Annotated in this window: 27 protein-coding genes and 1 pseudogene; 21 read left to right on the top strand and 7 right to left on the bottom strand. The window is 32.5% G+C overall.

Annotation, left to right across the window (positions count from 1 at the left end; translation table 11 throughout):
* Positions 1-285: 285 nt before the first annotated feature.
* Together GM3708_RS12250 and GM3708_RS12245 are read right to left on the bottom strand one after the other, a co-directional pair.
* Positions 286-2,439, bottom strand: a complete 2,154-nt coding sequence (locus GM3708_RS12250; RefSeq protein ID WP_066347361.1) for a polyribonucleotide nucleotidyltransferase — start codon at positions 2,437-2,439, stop codon at positions 286-288.
* Positions 2,440-2,536: 97 nt separating this feature from the next.
* Entirely contained in the window at positions 2,537-2,845 is a 309-nt protein-coding gene (locus GM3708_RS12245) for a hypothetical protein (RefSeq protein WP_066347351.1), read from the bottom strand.
* Between the two features lie 173 nt (positions 2,846-3,018).
* Between GM3708_RS12245 and GM3708_RS12240 the strand changes: the two genes are divergently transcribed.
* On the top strand, positions 3,019-3,690 hold the full coding sequence (locus GM3708_RS12240) for a HEAT repeat domain-containing protein (RefSeq protein WP_066347349.1): 672 nt from the start codon (positions 3,019-3,021) through the stop codon (positions 3,688-3,690).
* 236 nt (positions 3,691-3,926) lie between these two features.
* Here GM3708_RS12240 and GM3708_RS12235 read toward each other — a convergent pair whose 3' ends face one another.
* The 3 genes from GM3708_RS12235 to GM3708_RS12225 all read right to left on the bottom strand — a co-directional run bounded on the left by GM3708_RS12235 (position 3,927) and on the right by GM3708_RS12225 (position 6,904).
* A complete protein-coding gene (locus GM3708_RS12235) occupies positions 3,927-5,177 on the bottom strand; it encodes a competence/damage-inducible protein A (protein WP_066347347.1) in 1,251 nt (416 codons plus the stop codon).
* A gap of 26 nt (positions 5,178-5,203) precedes the next feature.
* Positions 5,204-5,974 carry an HAD family hydrolase gene (locus GM3708_RS12230; protein WP_066347343.1) on the bottom strand — a complete coding sequence of 257 codons (771 nt, stop codon included), beginning with the start codon at positions 5,972-5,974 and terminating at the stop codon, positions 5,204-5,206.
* 84 nt (positions 5,975-6,058) lie between these two features.
* Positions 6,059-6,904, bottom strand: a complete 846-nt coding sequence (locus GM3708_RS12225; protein WP_066347340.1) for a pentapeptide repeat-containing protein — start codon at positions 6,902-6,904, stop codon at positions 6,059-6,061.
* Between the two features lie 232 nt (positions 6,905-7,136).
* On the opposite strand from GM3708_RS12225, the gene GM3708_RS12220 reads away from it, so the two are divergent.
* From GM3708_RS12220 to GM3708_RS12155, 14 genes are all read left to right on the top strand, one after another.
* Positions 7,137-7,502: an NAD(P)H-quinone oxidoreductase subunit M gene (locus GM3708_RS12220; protein ID WP_066347337.1), complete on the top strand. Its 366-nt coding sequence runs from the start codon at positions 7,137-7,139 to the stop codon at positions 7,500-7,502.
* A 241-nt stretch (positions 7,503-7,743) separates the two neighbouring features.
* The gene (locus GM3708_RS12215) at positions 7,744-8,808 is read left to right on the top strand and encodes a sulfate ABC transporter substrate-binding protein (protein WP_066347335.1); all 1,065 of its coding nucleotides are present in this window, start codon (positions 7,744-7,746) and stop codon (positions 8,806-8,808) included.
* Positions 8,809-8,899: 91 nt separating this feature from the next.
* Complete coding sequence (locus GM3708_RS12210; protein WP_066347333.1) at positions 8,900-9,202, top strand: NIL domain-containing protein; 303 nt, start codon at positions 8,900-8,902, stop codon at positions 9,200-9,202.
* Between the two features lie 50 nt (positions 9,203-9,252).
* Complete coding sequence (cysT, locus tag GM3708_RS12205; RefSeq protein ID WP_066347331.1) at positions 9,253-10,119, top strand: sulfate ABC transporter permease subunit CysT; 867 nt, start codon at positions 9,253-9,255, stop codon at positions 10,117-10,119.
* Positions 10,106-10,918, top strand: coding sequence for a sulfate ABC transporter permease subunit CysW (gene cysW, locus GM3708_RS12200; protein WP_066347329.1), 813 nt, complete (start codon positions 10,106-10,108; stop codon positions 10,916-10,918). The genes cysT and cysW overlap by 14 nt, the downstream gene beginning before the upstream one ends.
* Before the next feature lie 143 nt (positions 10,919-11,061).
* On the top strand, positions 11,062-12,081 hold the full coding sequence (locus tag GM3708_RS12195; RefSeq protein ID WP_066347327.1) for a sulfate/molybdate ABC transporter ATP-binding protein: 1,020 nt from the start codon (positions 11,062-11,064) through the stop codon (positions 12,079-12,081).
* Positions 12,082-12,210: 129 nt separating this feature from the next.
* Complete coding sequence (locus GM3708_RS12190) at positions 12,211-13,098, top strand: response regulator (RefSeq protein ID WP_066347325.1); 888 nt, start codon at positions 12,211-12,213, stop codon at positions 13,096-13,098.
* Positions 13,099-13,101: 3 nt separating this feature from the next.
* On the top strand, positions 13,102-13,383 hold the full coding sequence (locus GM3708_RS12185; protein ID WP_066347323.1) for a circadian clock KaiB family protein: 282 nt from the start codon (positions 13,102-13,104) through the stop codon (positions 13,381-13,383).
* A 124-nt stretch (positions 13,384-13,507) separates the two neighbouring features.
* Complete coding sequence (locus GM3708_RS12180; protein ID WP_066347320.1) at positions 13,508-14,758, top strand: sensor histidine kinase KdpD; 1,251 nt, start codon at positions 13,508-13,510, stop codon at positions 14,756-14,758.
* A 126-nt stretch (positions 14,759-14,884) separates the two neighbouring features.
* Complete coding sequence (locus GM3708_RS12175) at positions 14,885-15,757, top strand: S-methyl-5'-thioadenosine phosphorylase (protein WP_066347317.1); 873 nt, start codon at positions 14,885-14,887, stop codon at positions 15,755-15,757.
* Between the two features lie 95 nt (positions 15,758-15,852).
* A complete protein-coding gene (locus GM3708_RS12170) occupies positions 15,853-16,224 on the top strand; it encodes a plastocyanin/azurin family copper-binding protein (RefSeq protein ID WP_231932933.1) in 372 nt (123 codons plus the stop codon).
* Positions 16,225-16,373: 149 nt separating this feature from the next.
* The gene (gene map / locus GM3708_RS12165) at positions 16,374-17,147 is read left to right on the top strand and encodes a type I methionyl aminopeptidase (protein WP_066349450.1); all 774 of its coding nucleotides are present in this window, start codon (positions 16,374-16,376) and stop codon (positions 17,145-17,147) included.
* Between the two features lie 45 nt (positions 17,148-17,192).
* The gene (pgl, locus tag GM3708_RS12160) at positions 17,193-17,888 is read left to right on the top strand and encodes a 6-phosphogluconolactonase (RefSeq protein WP_066347311.1); all 696 of its coding nucleotides are present in this window, start codon (positions 17,193-17,195) and stop codon (positions 17,886-17,888) included.
* 19 nt (positions 17,889-17,907) lie between these two features.
* Positions 17,908-18,519 carry an FHA domain-containing protein gene (locus tag GM3708_RS12155; RefSeq protein ID WP_082714093.1) on the top strand — a complete coding sequence of 204 codons (612 nt, stop codon included), beginning with the start codon at positions 17,908-17,910 and terminating at the stop codon, positions 18,517-18,519.
* 503 nt (positions 18,520-19,022) lie between these two features.
* Here GM3708_RS12155 and GM3708_RS12150 read toward each other — a convergent pair.
* Positions 19,023-19,328 (bottom strand): 2Fe-2S iron-sulfur cluster-binding protein, encoded by a 306-nt coding sequence (locus tag GM3708_RS12150; RefSeq protein WP_066347310.1) that lies wholly within the window; start codon positions 19,326-19,328, stop codon positions 19,023-19,025.
* 194 nt (positions 19,329-19,522) lie between these two features.
* The gene (locus tag GM3708_RS12145; RefSeq protein WP_066347308.1) at positions 19,523-20,605 is read right to left on the bottom strand and encodes a PIN/TRAM domain-containing protein; all 1,083 of its coding nucleotides are present in this window, start codon (positions 20,603-20,605) and stop codon (positions 19,523-19,525) included.
* A 477-nt stretch (positions 20,606-21,082) separates the two neighbouring features.
* On the opposite strand from GM3708_RS12145, the pseudogene GM3708_RS19820 reads away from it, so the two are divergent.
* The 6 genes and pseudogenes from GM3708_RS19820 to GM3708_RS12125 all read left to right on the top strand — a co-directional run bounded on the left by GM3708_RS19820 (position 21,083) and on the right by GM3708_RS12125 (position 25,004).
* A pseudogene (locus GM3708_RS19820) lies at positions 21,083-21,280 on the top strand (DUF6972 family protein).
* Positions 21,240-21,488 carry a hypothetical protein gene (locus GM3708_RS18575; protein WP_144439317.1) on the top strand — a complete coding sequence of 83 codons (249 nt, stop codon included), beginning with the start codon at positions 21,240-21,242 and terminating at the stop codon, positions 21,486-21,488. Before GM3708_RS19820 ends, GM3708_RS18575 begins: the two are co-directional and overlap by 41 nt.
* Before the next feature lies 1 nt (position 21,489).
* Positions 21,490-21,825, top strand: coding sequence for a hypothetical protein (locus GM3708_RS12140; RefSeq protein ID WP_144439316.1), 336 nt, complete (start codon positions 21,490-21,492; stop codon positions 21,823-21,825).
* Positions 21,826-22,255: 430 nt separating this feature from the next.
* Positions 22,256-23,248 carry a c-type cytochrome biogenesis protein CcsB gene (gene ccsB / locus GM3708_RS12135; protein ID WP_066347298.1) on the top strand — a complete coding sequence of 331 codons (993 nt, stop codon included), beginning with the start codon at positions 22,256-22,258 and terminating at the stop codon, positions 23,246-23,248.
* Between the two features lie 73 nt (positions 23,249-23,321).
* Positions 23,322-23,876 carry a hypothetical protein gene (locus GM3708_RS12130; RefSeq protein WP_158505878.1) on the top strand — a complete coding sequence of 185 codons (555 nt, stop codon included), beginning with the start codon at positions 23,322-23,324 and terminating at the stop codon, positions 23,874-23,876.
* A gap of 39 nt (positions 23,877-23,915) precedes the next feature.
* Positions 23,916-25,004 carry a Gfo/Idh/MocA family protein gene (locus tag GM3708_RS12125; RefSeq protein WP_066347294.1) on the top strand — a complete coding sequence of 363 codons (1,089 nt, stop codon included), beginning with the start codon at positions 23,916-23,918 and terminating at the stop codon, positions 25,002-25,004.
* Positions 25,005-25,011: the final 7 nt, after the last annotated feature.

The raw sequence follows: 25,011 nt of genomic DNA, 5'->3' as shown, positions 1-25,011 counted from the left end.
TTTTTATCGCCGTGATAACTACCGTTTTGCTCTCAACTTCAAAAATATTTCTAATGCTGATTATATTCAATGAATAATGGGAAATCAAATAGGAATCGACCCTAGTCAATCTTTTAGTGTTATTAGTTCATTTTCGGTGCAATTTTAATTTGATCGTAACTTTTAAATTTGCAAATAGTTTAAGTTGACTTATCTTATCATCTCCTATTTTCATAACTCCTATACTCATTAGTTAATTTTATGATTAAATGTGATATTACTTATTACTTATTATTTATTGATCACTTAAATTTGTGATTCCTGACGAGCAACTTCCGCTTGTTCGGGATGAATACCTAAACGGGTTAAGTTTAAACGTCCTTTATTATCAAAGCCACGAATTTTAACCACAATTTCATCACCAATAGTGACTTCATCTTCCACTTTTCCCACACGATGTTCAGCTAATTGGGAAATATGGATCATGCCTTCTTTACCAGGTAAAACTTCTACAAAAGCACCAATATCGATAATACGACTCACACGCCCTAAATACACATCACCCTCGTTGAGTTTACGAGTCATGGTTTGAATGATACGTTTAGCTTGTTGTGCTCGTTCCGCCTGTACTGCACAAATAGTTACTGTTCCATCATCTGCGATGTCGATTTTTGAACCAGTTTGTTCAGTGATACCTTTGATTGTTTTACCACCTGGTCCAATAACTAAACCAATCATGTCAGGATCGATTTTCATCGTCATCAAACGAGGTGCATAGGGTGATAATTCTTGACGAGGAGTGTTAATGGTTTTCATCATTTCTCCTAAGATATGTAAACGTGCTTCTCTGGCTTGTTTCACCGCTTCGGCGATAGTTTCCATTTTCAAACCACTAATTTTCATATCCATTTGTAAAGCTGTAATACCGCTATCAGTACCAGCTACCTTAAAATCCATATCTCCTAAAAAATCTTCAATGCCTTGAATATCCGTTAAGATACGCACTTCATCTCCTTCTTTGATTAATCCCATCGCTGCACCACTTACAGGCTTAGTAATAGGTACTCCAGCGTCCATTAAAGCTAAAGTTGAACCGCATACTGAACCCATAGAAGTTGAACCATTGGAAGATAATACTTCAGATACCACACGGATTACGTAAGGAAAGTCTTCTTGAGGTGGTAAAACAGGGGTAATAGCTCTTTCTGCTAAAGCACCATGACCGATTTCTCTTCTTCCGGGGGGGCGTAAAGGTTTAGTTTCGCCGACGGAATAAGGTGGAAAATTATAGTGATGGAGGTAACGTTTTTCAAAGTCGGGGTGTAAGTCATCAGCTAAATCTTGAGCATCTCCTGATGTGCCTAAAGTTGCGATCGAAAGTACCTGAGTTAAACCTCTTTGGAATAAACCACTACCATGAACTCTAGCAGGTAATAAACCCACACGAGAAGAAATAGGACGAACTTGATCTAATTTTCTTCCATCTACCCTTACACCATCTTCAATAATTTGACGACGCATAAGTTTTTTGGTCAAATATTTGAATAGATTTGGTAAAAGTTTCGAGTTGTCTGCTACTGCAATTTTAATTTCATTATCATCCCCTAAAGCATTAATGGCTTCTTGTACAGTAGCTTGAATAGCATCTAAGGCTTCATCACGTGCTTTTTTATCGTAGTCGAAGTGAGAAAGAACTTGTTTAATTTCTTCACTCGCTTTTTCATTAATAAAATTAACTACCGCAGGATTATCTTCTTCTTTAGTTTCGACTTTAATTTCAATACCTAACTCTTGAATAAGATCTTTTTGAGCTTGAATTAATTCTAAAATTGCTTCATAGCCAAATTCGATCGCCTCAATAATATCTTGCTCTGGTAACTGATTTGCTCCTGCTTCTACCATTACGATACCATCAGGAGTACCAGCTACTACTAAATCAAGATCACCGTTTTCGATCTCTCGAAAAGTAGGATTGATAATGAATTCATCATTGACTAATCCTACTCTTACCGCCGCCATTGGTCCGTAAAAAGGAATTTGAGCGACTAAAGTAGCGATGGATGCACCCGTAACTGCTAAAACATCAGGTGGTACTTCTTCATCCATAGATAAGGTAGTAGCTACAATTTGTAAGTCATCTCTTAACCAAGAAGGAAAAAGAGGACGTAAAGGACGATCTATTAACCGACTGGTAAGGGTTGCTCGTTCTGGAGGTCTGCCTTCACGACGTAAAAATCCACCCGGAATACGTCCAGCCGCATATAATCTTTCTTCATAATCTACGGTTAAAGGTAAAAAATCAATGCCTTCTCTTCCTTTTGTACGAGTTGCTGTTACTAAAACTGCGGTTTCACCTGCTTGAATTAAAACCGTTCCACCAGCTTGAGGTGCTAATAATCCTACCTTAATCTTTATATCTCTTCCTTCAAAAAAAGAAATTGACTTATTATATTCTTCCATTCAACTTTTTCCTTATTCTCACTTTATCTCTATACACTCTGTAATCGTAACATTTTTCAGTAATTAACAATCAACGAACTATTTAGGGACTATCGATTTACAGGGATGACGATTCTTCTTCCGAAAGTAGTTTTTGACAAATATCTTTTACTCTCATTCTTTCTATATAAGGCCAACCTCCAACTTCTTCAATATGTTTTAATAACAGATAAAGTCGATGACGAGTATCAGGCAATACAGGCTCAAACATTTCTTGTCGGATGTTGCGATGAAGTAATTCTAATTCTCGGAGAATCAAAAGCAAGTCAAAAATATCATCTTGGGATTTTTCTGCTAAATTCCAAATTTCACTAACTAAATTTTTAAGTTTATTTTCGATGGCACTGTTGTTAATACTACTATTCATCAGTCTTAAAATTACTTACCAGAAATAAATGATAATTGATTATTCTTTTTTTTGCTACTAATACACAATAAAAAGAGAGAATAACAAATTTTATCTTAAGTTTCGGAAAACAATACGTAAAGCTATAAATTCATCATCTATAATAATAATTGTAAAGAAATGTTGAGAAAAATATGAGTACCATTAACTTAGCAGAAATTTCTAGCAAGTTGGAAAGTAGCAATTCTAAAGATAGATTATTAGCTCTTGTGTCTTTGAGAGAAGTCGAAGCCCAAGATGCTGTACCCTTGATTAAGAAAGTTCTGAACGATGAAATGTTACCTGTGCGTTCAATGGCAGTATTTGCTTTAGGTGTCAAAAAAACTGATGAATGTATGCCTATTTTAGTCAAATTGTTAGAAACAGATCCTGATTATGGTATTCGTGCAGATGCGGCTGGTGCGTTAGGTTATTTACGAGATATTCGTGCTTTTGAGGCTTTAGTAAGGGCTTTTTATGAAGATACAGAATGGTTAGTAAGATTTAGTGCGGCGGTTTCTTTAGGTAATTTAGGAGATATTCGAGCAAAACAAGTATTATTAGAAGCTTTACATAGTTGTGAAACAGTTTTGCAACAAGCGGCAATTTCTGCTCTAGGAGAAATAAAAGCAGAAGATTGTATCGAAGAAATATTAGTTTTCGCACAATCTGATGATTGGTTGATTCGTCAAAGATTAGCACAATCTCTAGGTAATTTTAATACTGAAAAATGTATTTCCGCCTTAAAATTTTTGGCTAAAGATGCTAATTCTCAGGTATCCCAAGCAGCTAATTATTCCTTGGACAAAATATTATTTAACTCATAATTTAAAAGTAATAAAATTAATCATCAATTTCTATCACCTGAGTTCAACGTAAAAAACCTTCTGATTAGTAAAGGTTTAAGACTTATGACATACCAAATGTTACCCAAGGAAAAAAATTAAATTTAATAAATAATTGTCGAAAATCAATTTTAATAATTTTAAAATTTTTAAGTCAAATCTATTCTAGTTTTCTAATCTCATCTTGGTCAACAAATTTATATCGAACTCAGATTCTCTCAGTTACTTATTAATTCACGGCGTAACTTATCTAAAGCATAACAACTGGTAAGATATCTTATCGCCTCTCTACCTCGTTTTTCCCCTAGTCTTAATTCATAGCTTTCTACTTGTTTTTCGGGATTTGCGATGGCTAAATAAACTAAGCCAACAGGTTTAGCTTCTGTGCCTCCTTTAGGACCAGCTATACCTGTAACTGATATACTCCAATCAGTGCTAAAACGAGATTGCACACCTTTTGCCATTTGTCGTGCAACGATAGCTGATACGGCACCATATTCTGTTAAAAATTCTTCTGAAACTCCTAATTGTTCAATTTTTACTTGATTGCTATAGGCGATGACTCCTCCCATAAAATAACTAGAACTTCCGCTCACTTCCGTTAACATTGAACCTAAACCACCACCAGTACAAGATTCTGCGACACTAAGAGTCTGTCCTCTTTCTAGCAACATTTTTCCTACCACAGAAGCAAGGGTATCATCATCATAACCAAAATAATCCTCTCCGGCGATCGTCTCAATTTCTTTAGCAACAGGGTGAATGAGTTTTTCTGCTGATTCTGCATCTTGAGCTTTGACAGACACTCGGAGTTTAACTTCTCCCATAGAAGCATAAGGTGCAACGGTAGGATTACTTGAAGAGAATAAATGATATACCTTTTCTGCTAAGGCTGATTCGCCGATACCTCGAAAACGCATCATGCGACTATAAATAATTTCTTTTCCCCATCCCTGATTTTTGAGAAATGGAACAGCAGTATCATTCCACATTTGTTTCATTTCTGAAGGCACACCCGGGAAGGTAAGAATGGTTAAATTAGGTATTGGTTGCCAAATTATTCCGGGAGCAGTACCTGTTACATTAGGTAAAATATCAGCAGATTCAGGAATTAATGCTTGTTTAAGGTTACTAGGAGTCATTTCTCTCCCTCTTTGGGCAAATTTTTTGGTTATATCCTCAATTATTTCCTGTTTTTCTATTAAAGGAGTATTAAAAAAAGTCGCTATAGCTTCTGTGGTTAAATCGTCAGCAGTTGGTCCTAAACCACCAGTAAAAATAAGAATTTGAGAACGTTTAGAGGCAATTTCAATAATCTCATTTATACGAGATAAATTATCTCCAACAACGGTTTGATAATAGTGAGGAATCCCCAAATTAGCTAATTCTTGAGCTAAAAATTTAGCATTACTATTAAGAATATCACCTAATAATAATTCTGTGCCTATACAAATAATTTCTGCTGTCATTTTGATAATTTATAATAAAATTAAAGCTAATAATTTATAGTTTCATCACATATTTTTTGAGCTAAATCTATATTAAAATAAGAATGATTATAACTATTTCCTTTTATTACTAAAAAAGGTAAATTAGTTTCACCTAAAGAATTTAATACTAAAATAGCTTCATCAAAATTTTGATTTTTGCTATAGTCATTAACAGTTATTATAGTCTTTATACCTGCATTTGTCGCCGCTATCAATCCTTGATTAGTGTCTTCTATAGCTAAACAATTTTCAGGAGAAATATTAAGTTTTTCTAAAGCTAATAAATATATATCTGAAGCGGGTTTTTTATTTTTTACCATATCTCCTGCGGCAATGACGGCAAAATATTGACTCATTTCTTTACCCAAACTGGTATGTAAAAGTACCTTAACGTTTTCCTCCGAAGCGGTGGAGGCAATGGCGAGGATGATACCTTTTCGATGGGCTTCAATAATTAACCTTTCAACGCCAATTCTTAAGGGAATGGCATTATTACTCAATAATTCGTGATAATAATAACTTTTTTTGTGATGTAAATGGCGAATAAATTTATCTAAAGGTTCTTGGGTATTAAATTCTGGTTGATAATATTCTAAATAATGTCTTAAACGCTCTTTTCCACCTCCAATTTCTAATAAATCACCGTAGGTATCAACGTCCCAACGCCAAGGTAAATTATTCTCTTCAAAGGCTAAATTAAAGGCGATACGATGACCATTTTTTTCTGTTTCGGCTAAAGTACCATCAACATCAAATATTAAGGCTTTAAGAGTCATAATCAATGAAATAGGAACATAATTTTTGGTTATAGTTTCTATATCTTAACCATAATCATCATTTTTCCCAATAATTCATTATTATTAGCAATTAATAGTATATTTTAAAAATTGATTATTATTGACTTTAATTAATTCTTGTATTTGTTCTTCAATGGCAACTTTTTTCACTTGAAGAATATCAATAATTTTTTTTTCACTGTTTTGAGATTTATCCGATTTTGTTTTATTTTTCATGATAAAATTTAAAAAAATAGTAGTATTTTCAAAAACTTGAATATCTGTCGTTAATTTTTCTTGACGAGTAATGAAAACATAACTAGCAAATACTTTATCGAACTTCGTTTGATTATTGATTTCCCAGTCTTCTATAATCACTCCCGTTAAAGTGGCTTGATCAAAATTAGTATTATTAGCTTTAACTAAAGTAAAATCTGATTGATTTAAAATCGTCTCTCCACAGTCAGCTTCGCTTAAATTTGCTTCCATGAAACTAACTCCTTGAAAAATACCACGGGATAATTTAGCGTAGTTTAAATTAGCAGTAATAAAAAATGATTCAGAACAATTTGCCTCTTGAAAATTAGCATTTAATAAGTTAGATCTACTAAAATCGCTACCTGAAAAATAAGCTCCGAAAAAATTTGCATCTTGTAAATTAGATACACTTAAATTTGCGTCTCTACCATAAGCTCTGCTAAAATCAGCCTTAAATAAATCAGCTTTCGATAAATTAGTTTCTGTAAGATTACTTTGACTTAAATTTGCCTCAATTAAATTTGCTCCTCTCAAATTAAATTTACTTAAATTAACACCACTAAGATTAGCTTCTCTCAAATCAGGAACAATGTGAGGGTTTTCCTTTCTCCAATTATTCCATTCATCAGAGGAAAGAGAAATGATAAGTTGGAGATGTTGTTGATTAGCCATGATGAAATTTGTTTTTTAAGAGTTTTTAATTGCCTATTTCCATTAGGACTTATGATTGTGAAGATCTTGTGAAGACTTCTTTATTTTCGTGAAAGAAAGAAATCAAAAACAAAAATGGACAATGGTATAGTCAAAAGTAGATAATAGAATTTAAGTGTTAAGAAAAGTTCCACAAGCTATTTATAATTCTTAATAATCTATCAATATCAGCAAATTTTGAATATTTAGTATTATGTTAATTAAATCTACAACTCGTCATATTAGAATCTATACCGCAGAAATTCAGAAAAATGAGTTAATACCCTCGAATCAAGTTTTAACCCTTGATGTTGATCCCGACAATGAATTTAATTGGGATGAAGTAGCATTACAAAAAGTTTATAGTAAGTTTGATCAGTTAGTAGAAAGTTATAGTGGTGAAGATTTAACGGATTATAATTTGCGTCGTATCGGTTCAGATTTAGAACATTTAATCCGCAATCTTTTGAGTAAAGGAGAAATTAGCTACAATCTTGACGCTAGAGTCATTAATTATAGTATGGGTTTACCTCGTGTTGATGTGCCCGAATCTGAAGGTAAATATCAACTTAACAATTAATTGCACTTTTTTCAGTTAATTTTTGTATAGATGTAAAATTTTACGTCCCTACCCTCATTTGCACAAAAGTCTATTAGATTGTTTATCATCAAAAATTAAAAAAATATCACAACTGTTCTGAATGAGTTTTAGCTCATGGAGCAGTTTTTTTTGACAAAATCAATATCGCATCAAAAATGTATTGAAAATATTTTAATTATCATTTAAGATGGTATGCAGTCAAGATTGAAAAACAAAAAGGATGAAAAAGCAAACAAGATTAATAAGCGGGTTTATCATTGGTTTAGCTATTAGTGGTGTGGTTGCCGCCTGTTCTAATCCTAACAACACAAATCAGACAGAAAATAATACCAGTAATCAAAATAGCCCTAATCAGGAAGTAAAACTCACCTTAGTCAGTTATGCTGTAACTCAAAGTGCTTACGAAAAAATCATCCCGAAATTTGCTGAACAATGGGAACAAAAAACAGGTCAAAAAGTTATCGTTGAACAAAGTTATGGTGGTTCTGGCTCACAAACGAGAGCAGTTATTGATGGATTAGAAGCCGATGTTGTGGGTTTAGCTTTATCAGCAGATACTTTGAAAATTCAACAAGCAGGATTAATTGAACCGGGATGGGAAAAAGAAGCACCAAATAATGGTATTGTAACTCGCTCCGTAGTGGCTTTAGTGGGCAGAGAAGGAGGCAAAACTGCAAAGACTTGGGCAGATTTAGCAAATCCTGATATTAAAGTAATTACCGCTAATCCCAAAACTTCAGGGGGTGCAAGATGGAACTTTTTAGTATTATGGGGAGCAATTACTCAAGGTGGTGGTAATGCTCAAGAAGCTCAAGATTTTGTTACCAATGTCTATAAAAATGTTCCCGTATTGCCAAAAGATGCAAGAGAAGCTACAGACGTTTTTTATAAACAAGGACAAGGAGACATTTTGATGAACTATGAAAATGAAATTTTATTAGCTAAATTGAAAGGAGAAAATCAACCCTATATTATACCTACCGATAAAAATATATCTATCGATGGACCGATCGCCGTAGTTGACAAGTATGTTGACAAACGAGGTACAAGGGAAGTAGCTGAAGCCTTTGTACAATTTTTATTTACACCTGAAGCTCAAAAAGCTTTTGCTGAAGTAGGTTTTCGTCCTGTGGATGAAGCTATATTTGAAGAATTCAAAGATCAGTTTCCTAAAGTTGATAACTTATTCACCGTAGAAGCTTTTGGTGGTTGGGATCAAGTTCAAAAAGATTTCTTTGATGATGGTACTATTTTTGACCAAATTTTTGCCAATCTCAAAAAGTAATTAATAATTAACAATTACTGTTCATTTAAATATTAGATTCTTAACCTATCGACTCTCAATATTAACATTCTCAATCAACTCAGATAAAAAGATGAATGATAAACTAAAATCTCTGAAAATATCTTTACGAATTCCCCCTGAATATCATCAGCAACCTATCATTTTTAGGTTAGCATCTGATTATAATTTAGAAGTTAATATTACTTCCGCTCTTTTAGGGGAATCTGCTGGTGGTGACGGGTGGTTTAACCTTTTATTAAAAGGAACAAAAGAAGCCATAAGTGATGGTTTAAAATACTTAGCTGATTCTAATATAGAAATTTGGAATCACAGTAAAGAAGATCAAGCCTTCACAAAAGATTGGAATTTTGAAGGATGGTTATTAGAAGATTAAATCCTTAATTTTTTTATGTACACACTATTAATTAAACATAATTTAAAAAAATGGTTGCTTCCCTTGATGATTTTCCTCCCATAATAAAAAAACGAGAAATAGTCGCTAATTTTTTCTCAAATATATCAATTCCTTGGTTTGTTACTATCGGCTATTTAACTATTATTTTGTTAATTCCGATGACAGCATTAATTCTCAAATCTTCCACTTTAGGATTCGGGAAATTTTGGGAAGTTGCTACCTCAGACGTTGCTATTTCGGCTTATCAAGTTACCTTCATTACTGCTCTTGCCGCAGGGGCAATTAACGGCGTAATGGGAACTTTACTAGCATGGGTTTTAGTGCGTTATGAATTTCCGGGTAGAAAAATATTTGACGCAATTATAGATGTACCTTTTGCGTTGCCTACCGCCGTAGCAGGTTTAGTGTTAGCAACGGTTTACAGCCCTAGTGGTTGGATTGGTAGATTTTTTACACCTTTTGGCATTAAAATCGCCTTTTCTCAATTAGGGGTATTTGTGGCAATGTTATTTATTTCTTTACCCTTTATCGTAAGAACATTACAACCAGTGTTACAAGAGCTAGAACAGGAAATAGAAGAAGCCGCTTGGGCTTTAGGTGCAACGGATTGGCAGACTTTTCGCTTAGTTATTTTTCCCCCATTAATACCACCTATTCTAACAGGTGTTGCTTTAGGTTTTTCTAGGGCAGTGGGTGAATATGGCTCAATTGTAGTAATTGCATCTAATATACCTTTTCAAGATTTAATTGCTCCCGTATTAGTTTTTCAACGTTTAGAAGAATATGACTATGTAGGGGCGACGGTTATTGGTGCGGTATTACTTTTAATATCTTTAATTCTCTTATTCGTAATCAACTTCTTACAACAATGGGGTCGTCGTTATGCAAAAGATTAAACCTGTAGAAATGGGGCTAATTATTATATCTTTAATATATTTAGCCTTAATTCTCCTTATTCCGGCAATATCAGTATTTTTTGAGGCTTTTCATAAGGGGTTTCAACCCTTCGTTGAGGCTTTACAGCAACGGGAATTTGTGGAAGCCGTCAAACTTACTTTAATTATTGCTTTAGTTAGTGTACCTCTTAACACTGTTTTTGGACTATGTGCCGCTTGGGTAATCGCTAGAAATGAATTTAAAGGTAAAACATTTTTAATGAGTCTTATTGACTTACCTTTCTCGATTTCTCCTGTCGTAGCGGGTTTGATGATTGTTTTATTATATGGGCGTAATGGTTGGTTTGGTCCTTTATTAGAAACTTGGAATGTAAAAATTATTTTTGCATTACCCGGTATGATTTTAGCGACAATTTTTGTTACTTTTCCTTTTGTAGCGAGGGAAGTAATACCTGTCTTAGAAGAAATTGGTACAGAACAAGAACAGGCAGCTCAAACTCTAGGTGCGACAGATTGGCAAATCTTTTGGCGTGTTACCTTACCGAGTATTCGTTGGGGTTTAATGTATGGGGTTTTACTGACAAATGCTCGTGCTATGGGTGAATTTGGAGCAGTTGCAGTGGTTTCTGGTAGTATTATCGGACAAACTGCCACTTTACCTATTTTTGTAGAATTAGCCTATAAAAATTATCAAACAGAAGCTGCTTTTAGTGCGGCGGTAGTTTTGGGTTTGTTAGCGGCATTAACCTTGATTTTCAAGGAAATTTTAGAAAGAAAAACCAAAATTGTTGACACTTAACTAAACTCAAACCCATCTAACCTTTAGATGTAAGAGTAAGTAATAGACAATGGAATTGTAATAATTTTTATAAATTCTAAATTATGCAATATATTTTGCCTCGTTTTAATTGTTATGTTCGTATATAAATATAGGAGAAAAAAATGAGTATTCTTGTTAATAATGTTTCTAAAAATTTTGGTAGTTTTTTAGCCTTAGATAATATTAATTTAGAAGTAAAAGCTAATACCTTAGTAGCTTTATTGGGTCCTTCTGGTTCAGGAAAATCAACCCTTTTACGCACAATATCTGGGTTAGAAAATCCCGATGTTGGTCAAATTATTATCAACGGAAAAGATACCACAGGTGTTGATATTCGTAAGCGAAATATTGGTTTTGTTTTTCAACATTATGCTTTATTTAAACATTTAACTATTCGTGAAAATATTGCTTTTGGCTTACGCATTCGTAAAGCACCTGAAGCACAGGTAAAAGAAAAAGTTTCTGAATTACTGAGTTTAATACAGTTAGAGGGTTTAGGCGATCGCTATCCTAGTCAGTTATCAGGAGGACAAAGACAACGGGTAGCCTTAGCTCGTGCCTTAGCTGTACAACCTCAAGTACTACTTTTAGATGAACCTTTTGGAGCTTTAGATGCTAAAGTACGCAAAGAGTTGAGAGCATGGCTAAGAAGATTGCATGATGAAGTGCATATTACCAGCGTGTTTGTCACCCATGATCAAGAAGAAGCGATGGAAGTAGCTGATGAAATTGTCGTTATGAATAAGGGAAGAATTGAGCAAATTGGCTCACCTGCTGAAATTTATGATAATCCTGCGTCATCTTTTGTGATGCAATTCATTGGCGAAGTAAATATCTTGCCTCGTCATGCTCCTTTATTTGGTGAAAATGTCCTTGATAATTTAGGAGATGATATATTTATCAGACCTCACGAATTAGATATATTATTAGAAGATGATGGTATCAGTAGTAAAGCGATCGTTAAACGTATTATTCATTTAGGATGGGAAATTCAGGCGGAATTAGTTATTGCTGATAATTGGGAAATTACTGCCCATTTGAATCGGGAAAAATTCGATAAATTAGGTTTACGTCATAATCAAACCGTATATGTAAAACCTAGTCGTGTTAAGAGTTTTAATAATGCTTCTGTCGCCGCATAACAATTAATAATTAATAAATAATTCAGGTTATCAAGAGAATAGGGGCAAACTAGCGAAAAGCTAGGAAGATTGGTACTATAAAATTACTAACTCTTTATCCGTTGATAAAATTTTGCTCCCCTCTAAAATATGTCTAATTATGTATATGAAATTTTATTAGTAGAGGATGATGCTATTAATGCTCAACTAATTCAAAATTTACTGTCTAACTCTCATGATTCTGTTTTAGCAGAGGGATTATCTTTTGATTTGTCTTTAGTAACAAACTTAACTGAAGCCTTAAATATACTTACGGAAAAAGATTTTGATGTTATTTTACTTGATTTAACATTACCTGATAGTAAAAGTATTGAATCACTATTAAAAATTAAAGAAAATGCTCCTGATATTCCTATCATTGTACAAACAGCTTATCAGGATGAAACTATTATCGTTCGGGCTTTTCAACTAGGTGCAAATGGTTATCTACAGAAAAAAGATTTAGATAGCAACTCTTTGATTTATGCTATTCGTATCGCTATTGAAAGACAACAGTATATTTATAACTTTTCCCAACAAAAACAACGACAACAACAACAAAAAGAATTTACGAGTCTCGAAAATTTAGCTAATTCTATTCAACCTAGCATCACGGCTAGAATGTTTGCTTCAGAAGCATTAAAAGAGTCTATTCCTGAAGTTTTTGCCGATTTAACCACTAGATATGGGGAATTATTAGATTTAGCCTTAGAAGAAAGAGCCTTTAAAGTAAATCATGATACTTCTGAAAAGTTACGTTCTTTAGCCGCAAAATTAGGTTTTTTTAAAGCTAGTCCAAGAGATATAGTAGATATTCATACTAAAGCCCTTAAAATAAAAAGTCAGAACGCAAATTTAGCAAAAGTTCAAGCCTATGTTGATGAAGGTCGGTTAAGATTATTAGAGTTAATGGGTTATTTAACTTCCTATTATCGTAAATATTATATTGGTATTAGTAATCTTAATGTCTTTTTTCCTTCTGATTCTGATCAAATTTAATTCATGAGTAAATATTTATTGCGATTATATATTACTGGTAATTCCCTTAATTCTCAAAGGGCGATCGCTAATCTGTTAAGATTGTGTAAAGAAGAGTTGAGTAATCAGTACAAAGTAGAAATTATTGATGTATTAGAAGAACCACATCGTGCGGAAATAGAGAAAATTTTAGTAACACCGACTTTAATTAAGCAACTGCCACCGCCATTACAAAGAATTATTGGAGATTTATCTAATCGAGAAAAAGTACTTTATGGGTTAGATTTGGTTGCTAAAGATCAATAATACTAAAAAAAGCTCATGGAAAATAAGCATAAAAAATATTTAATACTAATATTTAACGAATAAATTTGTAATTATTTTAATAAAAACTAAACCAAAAATAAACTGTATATATAATTAATGGATTATGCCCGAATATGAAGAAGTTAGAGTAAGTGAAGAATTTATTCATCTATGTGAATCACAATTAAGGCTACTATTACAGAATTTTTTAGTGCAAGAAAGTATTATTTATTTGACAACACCAAATAATAGTCAGACACCTAAATTAATTCCTATTTTAGTTTATCCAAATTCTGCCACTGTTTCTTCTCAATTGAACACTTTATCTTTTTTACCTTCAAAATCCGTAAAAGAAACTTTTAATGAGGTTATTAATGATTGTTTTGTATCTGAAAAAATAATCAGTAATACCTCAAATTCTGACTCTCCTTATCAGTTAATTTTGCCCTTAATTTATCAAGATTTAGTTTTAGGTTTATTAACTACCACTAGAAAAAGTTTACCTTGGCGACAAAATGAAATTATACAAATAAAAGAAATTGTTAAAACTATAACTTTAGCTCGTATTATCGAACAAAAACAGCAATTAACAGAATTAAAACTAACTCAATTAGAAAAATTAAGGATATTAGAAAATAATCATATTGACGACTTTTTACATCAACTACGTAATCCCCTCACGGCTATTCGTACTTTCGCTAAATTATTGTTAAAACGTCTATTGCCTCATGAATCTAATTATCAAGTTTCAGAAAATATTATCAGAGAAAGTGATCGAATGAAAGACTTAATTGCTGATTTTAATGAACAATGGGAAGGATTAAATAATAATAAAATTTTACCATTAAATTCCATAGGATCTACCAGCTTTTTCTTAACAGAAAAGATTGAGTTATTAGAAAAATTTAATATTCAAGAAATTATTGAGCCCTTGATTTTAACAATTAAAGCCATTAGTGAAGAAAAAAATATTCAATTGTTAACTAAAATTAACAATTCTTTATTATTAGTAAATAGTAATAAAAAAGCGTTAACAGAAATTCTTTATAATCTATTAGAAAATGCAGTCAAATATACTCCTAATAATGGCAAAGTCTTATTAGAAATTAAGCAAAATAAAACCGAATTAATTATTGAGATTAGCGATACAGGTTATGGCATTAATCAAGAAGACCAACTACACATTTTTGAAAGACATTATCGAGGTACTCAAGATAAAAGTGCAATTGATGGAACTGGTTTAGGTTTAACAATTGTTAAAGAATTATGTGATAAAATAGGTGTAAAAATTAGTTTAATTAGTCCTTATTATTGGACAAAATATCAACAGGAAAAAGGAACACAATTCAGTTTATTTATTCCTATTAATAATTAATTTATAAACATTAAACGTTACCGCTTTATTTTTTATAAAGTGATATGATAATTAGAATATTAATCACAAACATATGTTACTTTGGGTTAAAATTATTAATGGTATTTTTATAGTAAAAACAAGGAAATGACATTAACAAAAATTGGTATTATTGGTGGTAGCGGATTATATAAAATGGAAGCCTTACAAGATGTTGAAGAAATTTCTCTAGATACTCCCTTTGGTAAACCTTCTGATAATTTTATCATTGGAACATTAGACAATGCAAAAGTTGTTTTTCTTGCTCGTCATGGCAAAAATCATCACTTCCTACCAACAGAATTACCTTTTAAAGCTAATATTTATGGATTGAAACAGTTAGGAGTTGACTATATTATCTCAGCCTCTGCAGTTGGTTCACTACAACAACATATTAGACCTCTAGATTTAGTTATACCTGATCAATTTATTGATCGTACAAAAAATCGTGAATCAACTTTTTTCGGTGAAGGTATTGTGGCACATATAGGGTTTGGACATCCTGTGTGTAACAAACTAGCTGATACCATCGCCCAAGCCGTGAGAAATTTAGATTTTCCTGATATTGACTTACATCATGGTGGTACTTATGTATGTATGGAAGGTCCAGCATTTTCTACTATAGCCGAATCAAATTTATATCGTAGTTGGGGTGCAAGTATCATTGGCATGACAAACTTAACGGAAGCCAAATTGGCAAGAGAAGCAGAAATAGCTTACGCTACCCTAGCTTTAGTTACAGATTATGATTGTTGGAATCCAGAACATGATCATGTTACCGTTGAAACCGTCATTCAGAATTTACATCAAAATGGTATTAATGCTCAAAAAGTAATCAGAGAAACGGTAAAATTAATTAATAAAAATCCATTTATTAGTGATGCACACTCAGCCTTAAAAACCGCTATTTTAACTCCCTTAGATACAGCACCAACAGAAACTAAACACAAAATATCGTTATTATTGCAAAAATACCTTTAATAATTAATTTATCATAATAAATATAAAGTATTAAAATGAAACTAAAAAATATTCTTTTTTCCATTTTTATTTTTGTTTTTTGTTTCTTTAATTTTATGTTAAGCGCCCAAGCAAATATTGATATAGAAACAGTAAATATTAGCCTAGGGAATGCTCAAGGAGAATTAAAGTTTATACCTAATAAATTTCAATTTCGTAAAGGACAAAAATATAAATTAATCCTTAACAATCCTAGTCCAGAAAAACATTATTTTACTGCTAAAGATTTTGCAGACGCTAGTTGGACACAAAAAGTACAAGCTGGAAAAGTCGAAATAAAAGGTGCAATTCATGAATTAGAATTAAAACCTGAAGGTGTCGCAGATTGGGTTTTTATCCCAGAAAAAGAAGGTATTTACGAACTTTATTGTTCCATAGCTGGACATAAACAAGCAGGTATGACTGGACAATTAATAATTAATAATTAACAATTTAGAATTCAAGATTATTCAGTTAATTCTAAATTGTTTCAGACTAACTATTATAATCAATAATTATGAAAAATTTACAAGATTTACTATCTAATATTAATAAAAATAAACGAGAGAATCCTCCTAAAACTAAAGGATTACCACCCATGAAAAAAAATGGGAAAGGGATAGAAATAAAAAATGAAGCAGAAATTGAAATTATGCGTATTTCTGGAAAAATTGTCGCTACAGTCTTAAAAGAAATTAGCGAAATAACTAAACCCGGTATGACAACAGCGGATTTAGATGAGTATGCCGAAAAAAGAATCAGAGAAATGGGTGCAACCCCTAGCTTTAAAGGTTATCATGGTTTTCCTGCTTCGATTTGTGCTTGTATTAATGAAGAAGTTGTCCATGGTATTCCTAACCCGAAGAAAGTCATTCAAATGGGGGATATACTCAAAATTGATACGGGTGCATTTTATAATGGTTATCATGGTGATTCCTGTATTACTTTTCCCGTGGGAAAGGTTAAAAGAAGTACTGCTAAATTATTAGAAGTTGCTGAAACTGCTATGTATAAAGGCATTGAACAAGTAAAAGCAGGAAAATATTTAATGGACATTGCCGGGGCAATTCAAGATTATGTTGAGAAAAATGGTTTTTGTGTGGTAGAGAATTTTGTCGGGCATGGTGTCGGTAGAAATTTACATGAAGAGCCTTCCGTATTCAATTTTCGCACAAAAGACTTACCAAATGTACAATTAAAAGCAGGAATGACATTAGCAATCGAACCAATTATTAATGCCGGGAAGAAACATACTCGTACTTTGAAAGATCGTTGGACTGTTGTAACCTTAGACAAACAACTTTCAGCACAGTTTGAACATACTGTTTTAGTTACTGATAATGGTTATGAAATTTTAACCTTAAGAAATTAATAAACGGTGAATAATAAACTATTAACTATCAACCATTAACTATTTATGACACAAATTAACAATGTTTCTGATAAAAATGCTTTAATTACTCAAGCTACTGCTCTGATTATACAAAAAATTAAAGAAGCGATCGTCAAAAATAATATCTGTACTATTGCCTTAGCTGGTGGAAGTACACCAAAACCAATTTATGAAGCTATTGCACAAACTGATTTACCTTGGGATAAAATTCATATATTTTGGGGTGATGAGCGCTATGTGTTACCGAATCATCCCGATAGTAACGAAAAAATGGCACGAGAAGCATGGTTAGATAAGGTAGATATTCCCCCCAATAATATTCATGCCATGCCTACAACGGCGAATAATCCTCAAGCGGATGCCGATAAACACAATCAAGAGTTACTAAACTTTTTTGAGATAACTTCGGGTTTTCCTACTTTTGATCTTATTCTATTAGGTATGGGAGATGATGGTCACACAGCTTCTCTTTTTCCTCATACCCAAGCCTTACAAGTATGTGATCGCCTAATAACAGTGGGGAATAAAGAAGATAGTTTAAGATTAACTTTTACTGTACCATTGATTAATCAAGCAAATTGCGTTATTTTCTTGGTATCTGGTAGTAATAAACAAGAGGCTTTACAACAGGTTTTTAGTGAGACAGGAGACACTAATCAATATCCTAGTAAGCTAATTAAACCTCAAGGGGAGTTAATCTGGTTTATAAGTAATTCTTAATTATTAATTTTCAATTATTATGATTATTTGTTCTAACTGTGGTAAGTTTATCGAAGATGAAGTAACTAAATGTCCTGAATGTGATTTTCTTTTAGAAAAAAATTCCTTAGACTTAAATAATAATGAAACGACAACGAATGTTGTGACGGCAGTAGTTAATGAATCAGAGGTTATTACTGACATCATCACAGATTTAAAAAATATTAATAGCCTTGATATGGATATATTTTCTCATAATTCTTCTTCCAGAATAACTGACATCATGGGAGATAATCAAACTCAAATTCAGACTATCAAAGCTACTCTTACTCATGTACAAACTAATATTATTTTAGAAATCCCTCTAGAATTAACGGTGATTCATATTGGGAAACCAAATGAAAAAAGCCCTCCCGACATAGATGTATCAGGTTTTCCTAATTCTCAAGTAGTTTCCCGTATTCATGCAAATATTATCCAAGAAGATGATAATTTTTATATCGAAGATAGTGGTAGTGCTAACGGAACTTATATTAATCACACTCCTCTAGCCACAGGTAACCGTCACCGTTTAAAGTCTGGTGATCGCATTGCACTAGGAAAAGAGGATAAAGTGAGTTTTATTTTCGAATTCGCAATGTTAACAACATAAAAAACCAAAAGTGACAAAAAAGAAACAAATTAGTCACTCTACGGCTATATTAAGAATTAAGAAAATGGACGTATCGTGACTCAAATCAGAAATCCATGGGGATGAAAGATGGGATAAAATTGCCTAAATGAGCGATTAAATTTTTGTAGAAAGTAATTCCTAAAGATGGGGCAAAAATTTAAAATCAATTAAGGCAACTTATTTTTTTGTATTGAGAAAAAAGCACTATTCTTTTTACTGAATTTAAAGATAAATACAATAGAAGAAGAGTGGAGAAAATTTTATTTACTGAGATTGAGAAATAAATATTTCTTACTATTTTATTTGAAGGGCATAAACTACAACTTGAGGGAGGATTTGATGATTAATTAAGAGTATCATCAGAAATTCATGAAAAAATGATTTTTGAGTGGGCTTATCCCTAAGTAATTAATGCTTATAAAGCCCACAATAAAACCTATCCATATTAGACGATAATGGGGAAACTATTAGAAGAAAGACATTTATAAATCTAATAAAGCATCTTCCTGATGAGTTTCCACAACGCAGTTAGAAGTAGCGAAGGCTTTGCAAGTAAGGAAAAAACCCGCTTCGATTTCCTTTTGTTTCAAAAAGTCATAGTCATGATTAACCGTACCTTCTGTTAATCTTGCCGTACAACTAACGCAAACTCCTGCTCGACAAGAATAAGGTAAATTGAAACCTTGTCTTTCTGCAGCATCTAAAATATACTCATCTGCACCTACTTCAATTACATTGTCAATACCTTTTTCTTGATTAACTAACCTAACTTGATAATTATTTGCCATTGTTATATTTATAATTAATTGTTTTAAAAATGTTTATTTTATCTTAATCTTCAATGTTCACTTAATTTACAAGTACACTGACATTATTAAGCAATCTTTACAATTAACAATGAGAAAAGATAAATGAACAAGAAACAATCAATAATTATTTCAAAGATATTAATTGTGCATTGTCCATTTTTTTTACTTTCAAATTAAGAAATCATCGCCGAAGCATTGGTTTTCGCAAAAATCATTCTTCCTGCGGAAGTTTGTAAAGCAGAAGTAACAATAACCCTCATTTCCTCACCTACATGACCATTGGCTTCTTCTACTACCACCATTGTACCATCTTCTAAGTAACCGATACCTTGAGTTGGTTCTTTTCCGTGTTTAAGAATTTTTAAGTCAATATAATCTCCGGGCAGATAAATTGGTCTTACAGCTTGTGCTAAATCATTAACATTGAGGATTTCAATTTTTTGTAAACTAGCTACTTTACTTAAATTAAAATCATTAGTAATCAACATAGCGTTAATATCATGGGCCAAGTGTAATAATTTAGCATCTACAGTAGTTACTTCTTCGTATTCTTCAGGATGAATCACAATTTTGTCAGGATAAGTTTCTTGCATCTGATTCAAAATATCTAATCCTCTTCTACCTCTGACTCTTTTTTGATCATTGGTAGCGTCAGCTAACTGTTGTAATTCATTTAAAATAAACTGAGGAATTAAAATTTGTCCTTCTAAAAAACCAGTGGATAATAATTGTTGAATACGTCCATCAATAATACAGCTAGTATCAAGAATTTTGGTAGCAACGGGTTTTAATGTACCTTCAGCCACTAACATGGATTCAATACTATTAGGATTAATTAAGCGTAAGAAAGTGCGTCCATGAGTATCCGCTAAAGATACCCCTAAAACTGCAAACATGATACTTCCCAAAATTGCCATCATGGGTTTTATAAAGCTAAAGTTGCCCGGAATTGGTAATAGGAAAATTGGAGCTAACATTAAATTAGCTAATAATAAGCCGATTACTAATCCAATGGCTCGTGTGATGATAACTTCGATAGGAGTTTTACGGATTTTTTGCTCTAATCTTCTGTAGGTAGTTTGTGCCACTAAACCCATGGCTAAACCGATAATAGAAGCAAATCCTGCTGCTAACCATCGTAAAGCCTGAATATTAGAAATTTGATTTTGTATCTCATCGGGCAGAATTTGAATAAGATCAAAGCCTACACCACCAAAGGCTAAGATGAAAATACTAATAATAATTACGTCAATCATAAAATTCGATCCTAATTTTGGATACTGATAATTTATTATAATCTCTCAGTTAGAACTAATCTGTTAAGTAGAGTTAACCTGCAATCTATTTTAACTTTTATTCAAGATTTCTTCGCCGTTTTATAAAACTTACTCAATGGAAGTGAATCTTTATTTTTTATAGATGAATGTTCGTTTTTTCCTTGATCAAATCTTTGTAGCTTAAGAGTATAGTTATCTATCAAGTTAAACATAGACAAAATGCTTATAACTAACTCAAGGAGTCTAAAATGCTAAAATTACCGTCAGAATTTTAAAAATTAAATTCTATTTTTTAGTAAGTAATTATTTTGTCTAATCAAAAAATAAATGACAAATATTAACTATCCTCTTGAATTAGATACAAAACATATAGCCAAACATCTATCAAATACTTCCCAGATGAAATGACTTTTAAGAAAAGAACTTTCAGCCCATTTTTTTAAGGATATTGAAACTTTGGAAGAAGTTACTCAGGCTATTATAGAAAAAGGAGAATATTTAGGACAAATAAGAAAGTATGCTCGATATTGATTGTGTTTTGACAAAATAATTGGTTATAGAATTAGCCCAGACGGTAAAAAATTAGACCTTTATTACGGAGAAATGAAAATCAATGAATACAATCAGTATCACGTTATTCCCAAAAAAAGTTGATTTAACTAAGAATACTTCGATAAATCGACAAGGATTACAGTCTTTACTTAACTCTAACTCTCGTGTGGATAATAATTATACTTATCTTTTATCTACGGCTAACCTTAGCTATCGTATTTTGTGGATTTTTAAACAAACTCCTACCCAACTAGAAATTAACAATATTGAAATTAGGAGGGGAAATAGTTTTAAATGCTACTACCCCTAAAATGTCTTTAGAAGCGAATAACACTGAGGGTACGATTGAATATCAAACAAAAATCGAATATAACATAACGACTTTAATTATAACAGGAGGTTTTGAACCGAATCGAATTAAATCTTACCAAGTAATTGATAATAATACTGATAAAAAACCCTATCAATTAATCTTAGTTGATAACGGAAAAGTTCGAGATTTATTAACCAATACGAAATTTAGTATTACTACTTTGATTAAACAAAATGATGATATTTATCGAGAGCGTGATACTGGGGAATTTAATCTTCCACCCGATAAAGTTTCCACAGGGAGTATGACAGTTAATAATTATCAATATACATGAAACTGAGGAAAAGATTTATTTCTTTGGTTAAAAGCTGATTCTGGTTATCAGTTAAAACATTTAATTACTATTACTCAAACAACAAAAAGAGGCGTTGTTTATCAACAAAAAATTTAGTATGAAAGAGAAACATAGAAAAATAAAACATAGTATAGTGTTAATTTAATATTTCTTGCCCAAAAGCCTTAACAATTAGGTAAATTACCACCTTCTCTCATAAAATAGTTAACATGGGCTGAGGTTAAAATCTTGGCGATATAAGGTTAATGTCATTCACACCTGCAATAAAGCAAAGGTTTTTTGGCAATTATCCCAATATGAAGAAAATTTCAGTGCTAATAGCATACCTCCATTAAAATGGACTAATAAATTGAAGTTTAAAACAATAAACAAAATAGTTATATATTAATCATTTCAACATTTAACACTTATGGACTTAGTTAATTTACAAAATACTTTAGATAATATTTCTTTCGCTGTCCTTTTTCTCACCATGTTATGTTATTGGGTAGGTACGGCTTTCCCTAATTTCACCTTGTTACCTAAAATTGGCACTACGGGAATGATTATTGCTAATTTGGCGATCGCTACATTATTAATTGCCCGTTGGATTGAAGCAGGATATTTTCCTTTAAGTAATCTTTATGAATCGTTATTTTTCTTAACTTGGGGTATTACCGCAGTACATCTAATTGCAGAAAATATGAGTAACAGTAGGTTAGTAGGAGTAGTAACTTCTCCAGTGGCGATGGGAATTACGGCTTTTGCGGCACTATCTTTACCCTCAGAAATGCAACACAGTGAACCTCTTGTACCTGCTCTAAAATCGAACTGGTTGATGATGCACGTTAGCGTTATGATGTTTAGTTATTCGGCTTTGATGGTAGGTTCTTTAATGGCGATCGCTTTTTTAATTCTCACCCAAGGCAAAGAAATTCAATTAAGAGGTAGTTCTGTTGGTACAGGAGCTTACCGTAATGTTAAAAAATTAAATTTAAACTATAAAACCGAATCCATCAACCTGAATATAGATGATTCTTCAGGAAATACTGCTGTTTTAACTACGCCGACAACAGAAGTTATTTCCCTTTCTCCTGAGAAATTGAGTTTAATTGATACTCTTGATAATATTAGCTATCGTATCATCGGCTTAGGTTTTCCTTTACTCACCATTGGTATTATTTCTGGTGGTGTGTGGGCTAATGAAGCATGGGGATCATACTGGAGTTGGGATCCTAAAGAAACATGGGCATTAATTACATGGTTAGTGTTTGCGGCATATTTACACGCACGAATAACCAAAGGTTGGCAAGGAAAAAAACCAGCAATACTAGCCGCTAGTGGTTTTGCAGTTGTGTGGATTTGTTATTTAGGGGTGAATTTATTGGGTAAAGGTTTACATTCCTACGGATGGTTTTTTTAGTCTCATCATTTTAGTCAAGCCATACTATGTTATTTGAATTAATAAGACCCTATATTTTGCCATGATTAATTTTATGAAATCTGGAATTAGTAAAACCATTGTTTTTTTAATTTTTTTAACTATCAATAGTAGTATCACAAATAAAGTTTATGCAGATGTTGATGATTGTATCGACTCTTTAGTGGATAGGGGTACACCTGCTAGAGAAGCACGGGAGGCTTGTTCAAAAGTCATGGATAATAATCAAAAAACAAAACTGACTCTAGCTCAAAAAATGTGCTTTTCTGCACAACAAGGAAATGGTGAAACTCTGCGCTATCAAAATGGTCAAGTTATGACTTATGGCGCTGGGCGTGTCGGTTCTACTTGGTACTATCCTAATGGTCAAGTTATGACTTATGGTGCTGGGCGTGTCGGTTCTACTTGGTACTATCCCAATGGTCAAGTTATGACTTATAATACCGGGAATTCTAGTGCTACGTGGTATTATCCCAATGGTCAAGTTATGACTTATAATGTTGGGAATCCTAGTGCTACGTGGTATAATTCAGATGGTAGTGTGTTGGCTTATCGTGGACACTCAATTCCCTTACAAACATTACTTTATCCATGTAATTACATTGAGTAAATAGCTGTGTTGTATTGCTGTTAATTATTTATAATCAAAATGACTGAAGGAAATAAAATTAAAGTTGCCATCGCTGGTACTGGTTTTGGTAAGCAAATTCATTTACCAGCTTTTCAAATTCATCCTCGTACAGAAGTTACGGCTATTTATCATCGAGATTTGAACAAGGCTCGATTGATCGCTCAAAAGTATAAGATTCCTTATGCTACGGACTCTTTTGAAGATCTTTGTACTTCCTCTAATGTAAATGTGGTGAGTATCTCAACCCCTCCTTTTTTACACTATGAAATGGGTAAAATTGCCCTTAAAAATGATAAACATATTCTCCTCGAAAAACCTCTTAATCTTAATGCTAATGAAACGAAAAAATTAGCTCAATTAGCTCAACAAAAAGGTAAGATTGCTATTGCTGATTTTGAATTTCGTTTTATTCCTGCGTGGCAACTATTAAAGGAATATTTAGAACAAGATTATGTGGGTCAAATTCGCTTAATTAAAATAGATTGGTTAGTGGCTTCCCGTGCTAATCCTACTAGACCATGGAATTGGTATTCTGTCAAAGAAAAAGGTGGCGGTGCGCTAGGTGCTATAGGCTCTCACGTTTTTGATTATATTAATTGGTTATTTGGTGAAGTAGATACTATTTCCGCTCATTTGAACTGTGCGATCGCCGAACGTCCTGATCCTTTATCTAACAATGAATTAAAACTTGTTACTGCTGATGATACTTGTTTAATCACCCTTGAACTTAAAACAGGCACACCTGTACAGATTAACTTAAGTTCTGTGACTTATCAAGGAAGAGGACATTGGTTAGAAATTTATGGAGAAAAAGGCACTTTAGTATTAGGAAGTAGTAACTTAAAAGACTATGTACACGGTTTTAAATTATACGCCTCCGATGGTGATAAACCATTAACAGAGATAGAAATTCCAAAAAGATTAGCTTTTCCTCAAGTATATACCGATGGCAGATTAGCACCTTTTATTCGAGTAGTTGATCAATTAGTTAATTCTATTGATACAAATATTAATTTAAAACCATCATTAAAAGAAGGATTTTATTCACAATTGTTAATGGATTTAGCCCATGAATCTCACCAACAAAAAAAACAATTAAGATTATGATAGAAAA

It is taken from the genome of Geminocystis sp. NIES-3708, from assembly GCF_001548095.1.
Taxonomy (GTDB): Bacteria; Cyanobacteriota; Cyanobacteriia; order Cyanobacteriales; family Cyanobacteriaceae; genus Geminocystis.
The sequence above is the reverse complement of the archived record's forward strand: the minus strand, read 5'-3'. Positions and strand labels throughout refer to the sequence as shown.

Bases quoted from the DNA above. Each gene is read 5' to 3' on its own strand.
- ccsB (WP_066347298.1), top strand. From the start codon at position 22,256: ATGGACTTAGTTAATTTACAAAATACTTTAGATAATATTTCTTTCGCT.
- GM3708_RS12240 (WP_066347349.1), top strand. From the start codon at position 3,019: ATGAGTACCATTAACTTAGCAGAAATTTCTAGCAAGTTGGAAAGTAGC.
- GM3708_RS12145 (WP_066347308.1), bottom strand. From the start codon at position 20,605: ATGATTGACGTAATTATTATTAGTATTTTCATCTTAGCCTTTGGTGGT.
- GM3708_RS12140 (WP_144439316.1), top strand. From the start codon at position 21,490: ATGTCTTTAGAAGCGAATAACACTGAGGGTACGATTGAATATCAAACA.
- GM3708_RS12230 (WP_066347343.1), bottom strand. From the start codon at position 5,974: ATGACTCTTAAAGCCTTAATATTTGATGTTGATGGTACTTTAGCCGAA.
- GM3708_RS12225 (WP_066347340.1), bottom strand. From the start codon at position 6,904: ATGGCTAATCAACAACATCTCCAACTTATCATTTCTCTTTCCTCTGAT.
- GM3708_RS12150 (WP_066347310.1), bottom strand. From the start codon at position 19,328: ATGGCAAATAATTATCAAGTTAGGTTAGTTAATCAAGAAAAAGGTATT.
- GM3708_RS12190 (WP_066347325.1), top strand. From the start codon at position 12,211: ATGTCTAATTATGTATATGAAATTTTATTAGTAGAGGATGATGCTATT.
- GM3708_RS12155 (WP_082714093.1), top strand. From the start codon at position 17,908: ATGATTATTTGTTCTAACTGTGGTAAGTTTATCGAAGATGAAGTAACT.
- GM3708_RS12170 (WP_231932933.1), top strand. From the start codon at position 15,853: ATGTTAAGCGCCCAAGCAAATATTGATATAGAAACAGTAAATATTAGC.
- GM3708_RS18575 (WP_144439317.1), top strand. From the start codon at position 21,240: ATGAATACAATCAGTATCACGTTATTCCCAAAAAAAGTTGATTTAACT.
- GM3708_RS12130 (WP_158505878.1), top strand. From the start codon at position 23,322: ATGAAATCTGGAATTAGTAAAACCATTGTTTTTTTAATTTTTTTAACT.
- GM3708_RS12175 (WP_066347317.1), top strand. From the start codon at position 14,885: ATGACATTAACAAAAATTGGTATTATTGGTGGTAGCGGATTATATAAA.
- map (WP_066349450.1), top strand. From the start codon at position 16,374: ATGAAAAAAAATGGGAAAGGGATAGAAATAAAAAATGAAGCAGAAATT.
- GM3708_RS12235 (WP_066347347.1), bottom strand. From the start codon at position 5,177: ATGACAGCAGAAATTATTTGTATAGGCACAGAATTATTATTAGGTGAT.
- GM3708_RS12250 (WP_066347361.1), bottom strand. From the start codon at position 2,439: ATGGAAGAATATAATAAGTCAATTTCTTTTTTTGAAGGAAGAGATATA.
- GM3708_RS12180 (WP_066347320.1), top strand. From the start codon at position 13,508: ATGCCCGAATATGAAGAAGTTAGAGTAAGTGAAGAATTTATTCATCTA.
- cysW (WP_066347329.1), top strand. From the start codon at position 10,106: ATGCAAAAGATTAAACCTGTAGAAATGGGGCTAATTATTATATCTTTA.
- GM3708_RS12125 (WP_066347294.1), top strand. From the start codon at position 23,916: ATGACTGAAGGAAATAAAATTAAAGTTGCCATCGCTGGTACTGGTTTT.
- GM3708_RS12210 (WP_066347333.1), top strand. From the start codon at position 8,900: ATGAATGATAAACTAAAATCTCTGAAAATATCTTTACGAATTCCCCCT.
- GM3708_RS12220 (WP_066347337.1), top strand. From the start codon at position 7,137: ATGTTAATTAAATCTACAACTCGTCATATTAGAATCTATACCGCAGAA.
- GM3708_RS12185 (WP_066347323.1), top strand. From the start codon at position 13,102: ATGAGTAAATATTTATTGCGATTATATATTACTGGTAATTCCCTTAAT.
- pgl (WP_066347311.1), top strand. From the start codon at position 17,193: ATGACACAAATTAACAATGTTTCTGATAAAAATGCTTTAATTACTCAA.
- GM3708_RS12245 (WP_066347351.1), bottom strand. From the start codon at position 2,845: ATGAATAGTAGTATTAACAACAGTGCCATCGAAAATAAACTTAAAAAT.
- cysT (WP_066347331.1), top strand. From the start codon at position 9,253: ATGGTTGCTTCCCTTGATGATTTTCCTCCCATAATAAAAAAACGAGAA.
- GM3708_RS12215 (WP_066347335.1), top strand. From the start codon at position 7,744: ATGAAAAAGCAAACAAGATTAATAAGCGGGTTTATCATTGGTTTAGCT.
- GM3708_RS12195 (WP_066347327.1), top strand. From the start codon at position 11,062: ATGAGTATTCTTGTTAATAATGTTTCTAAAAATTTTGGTAGTTTTTTA.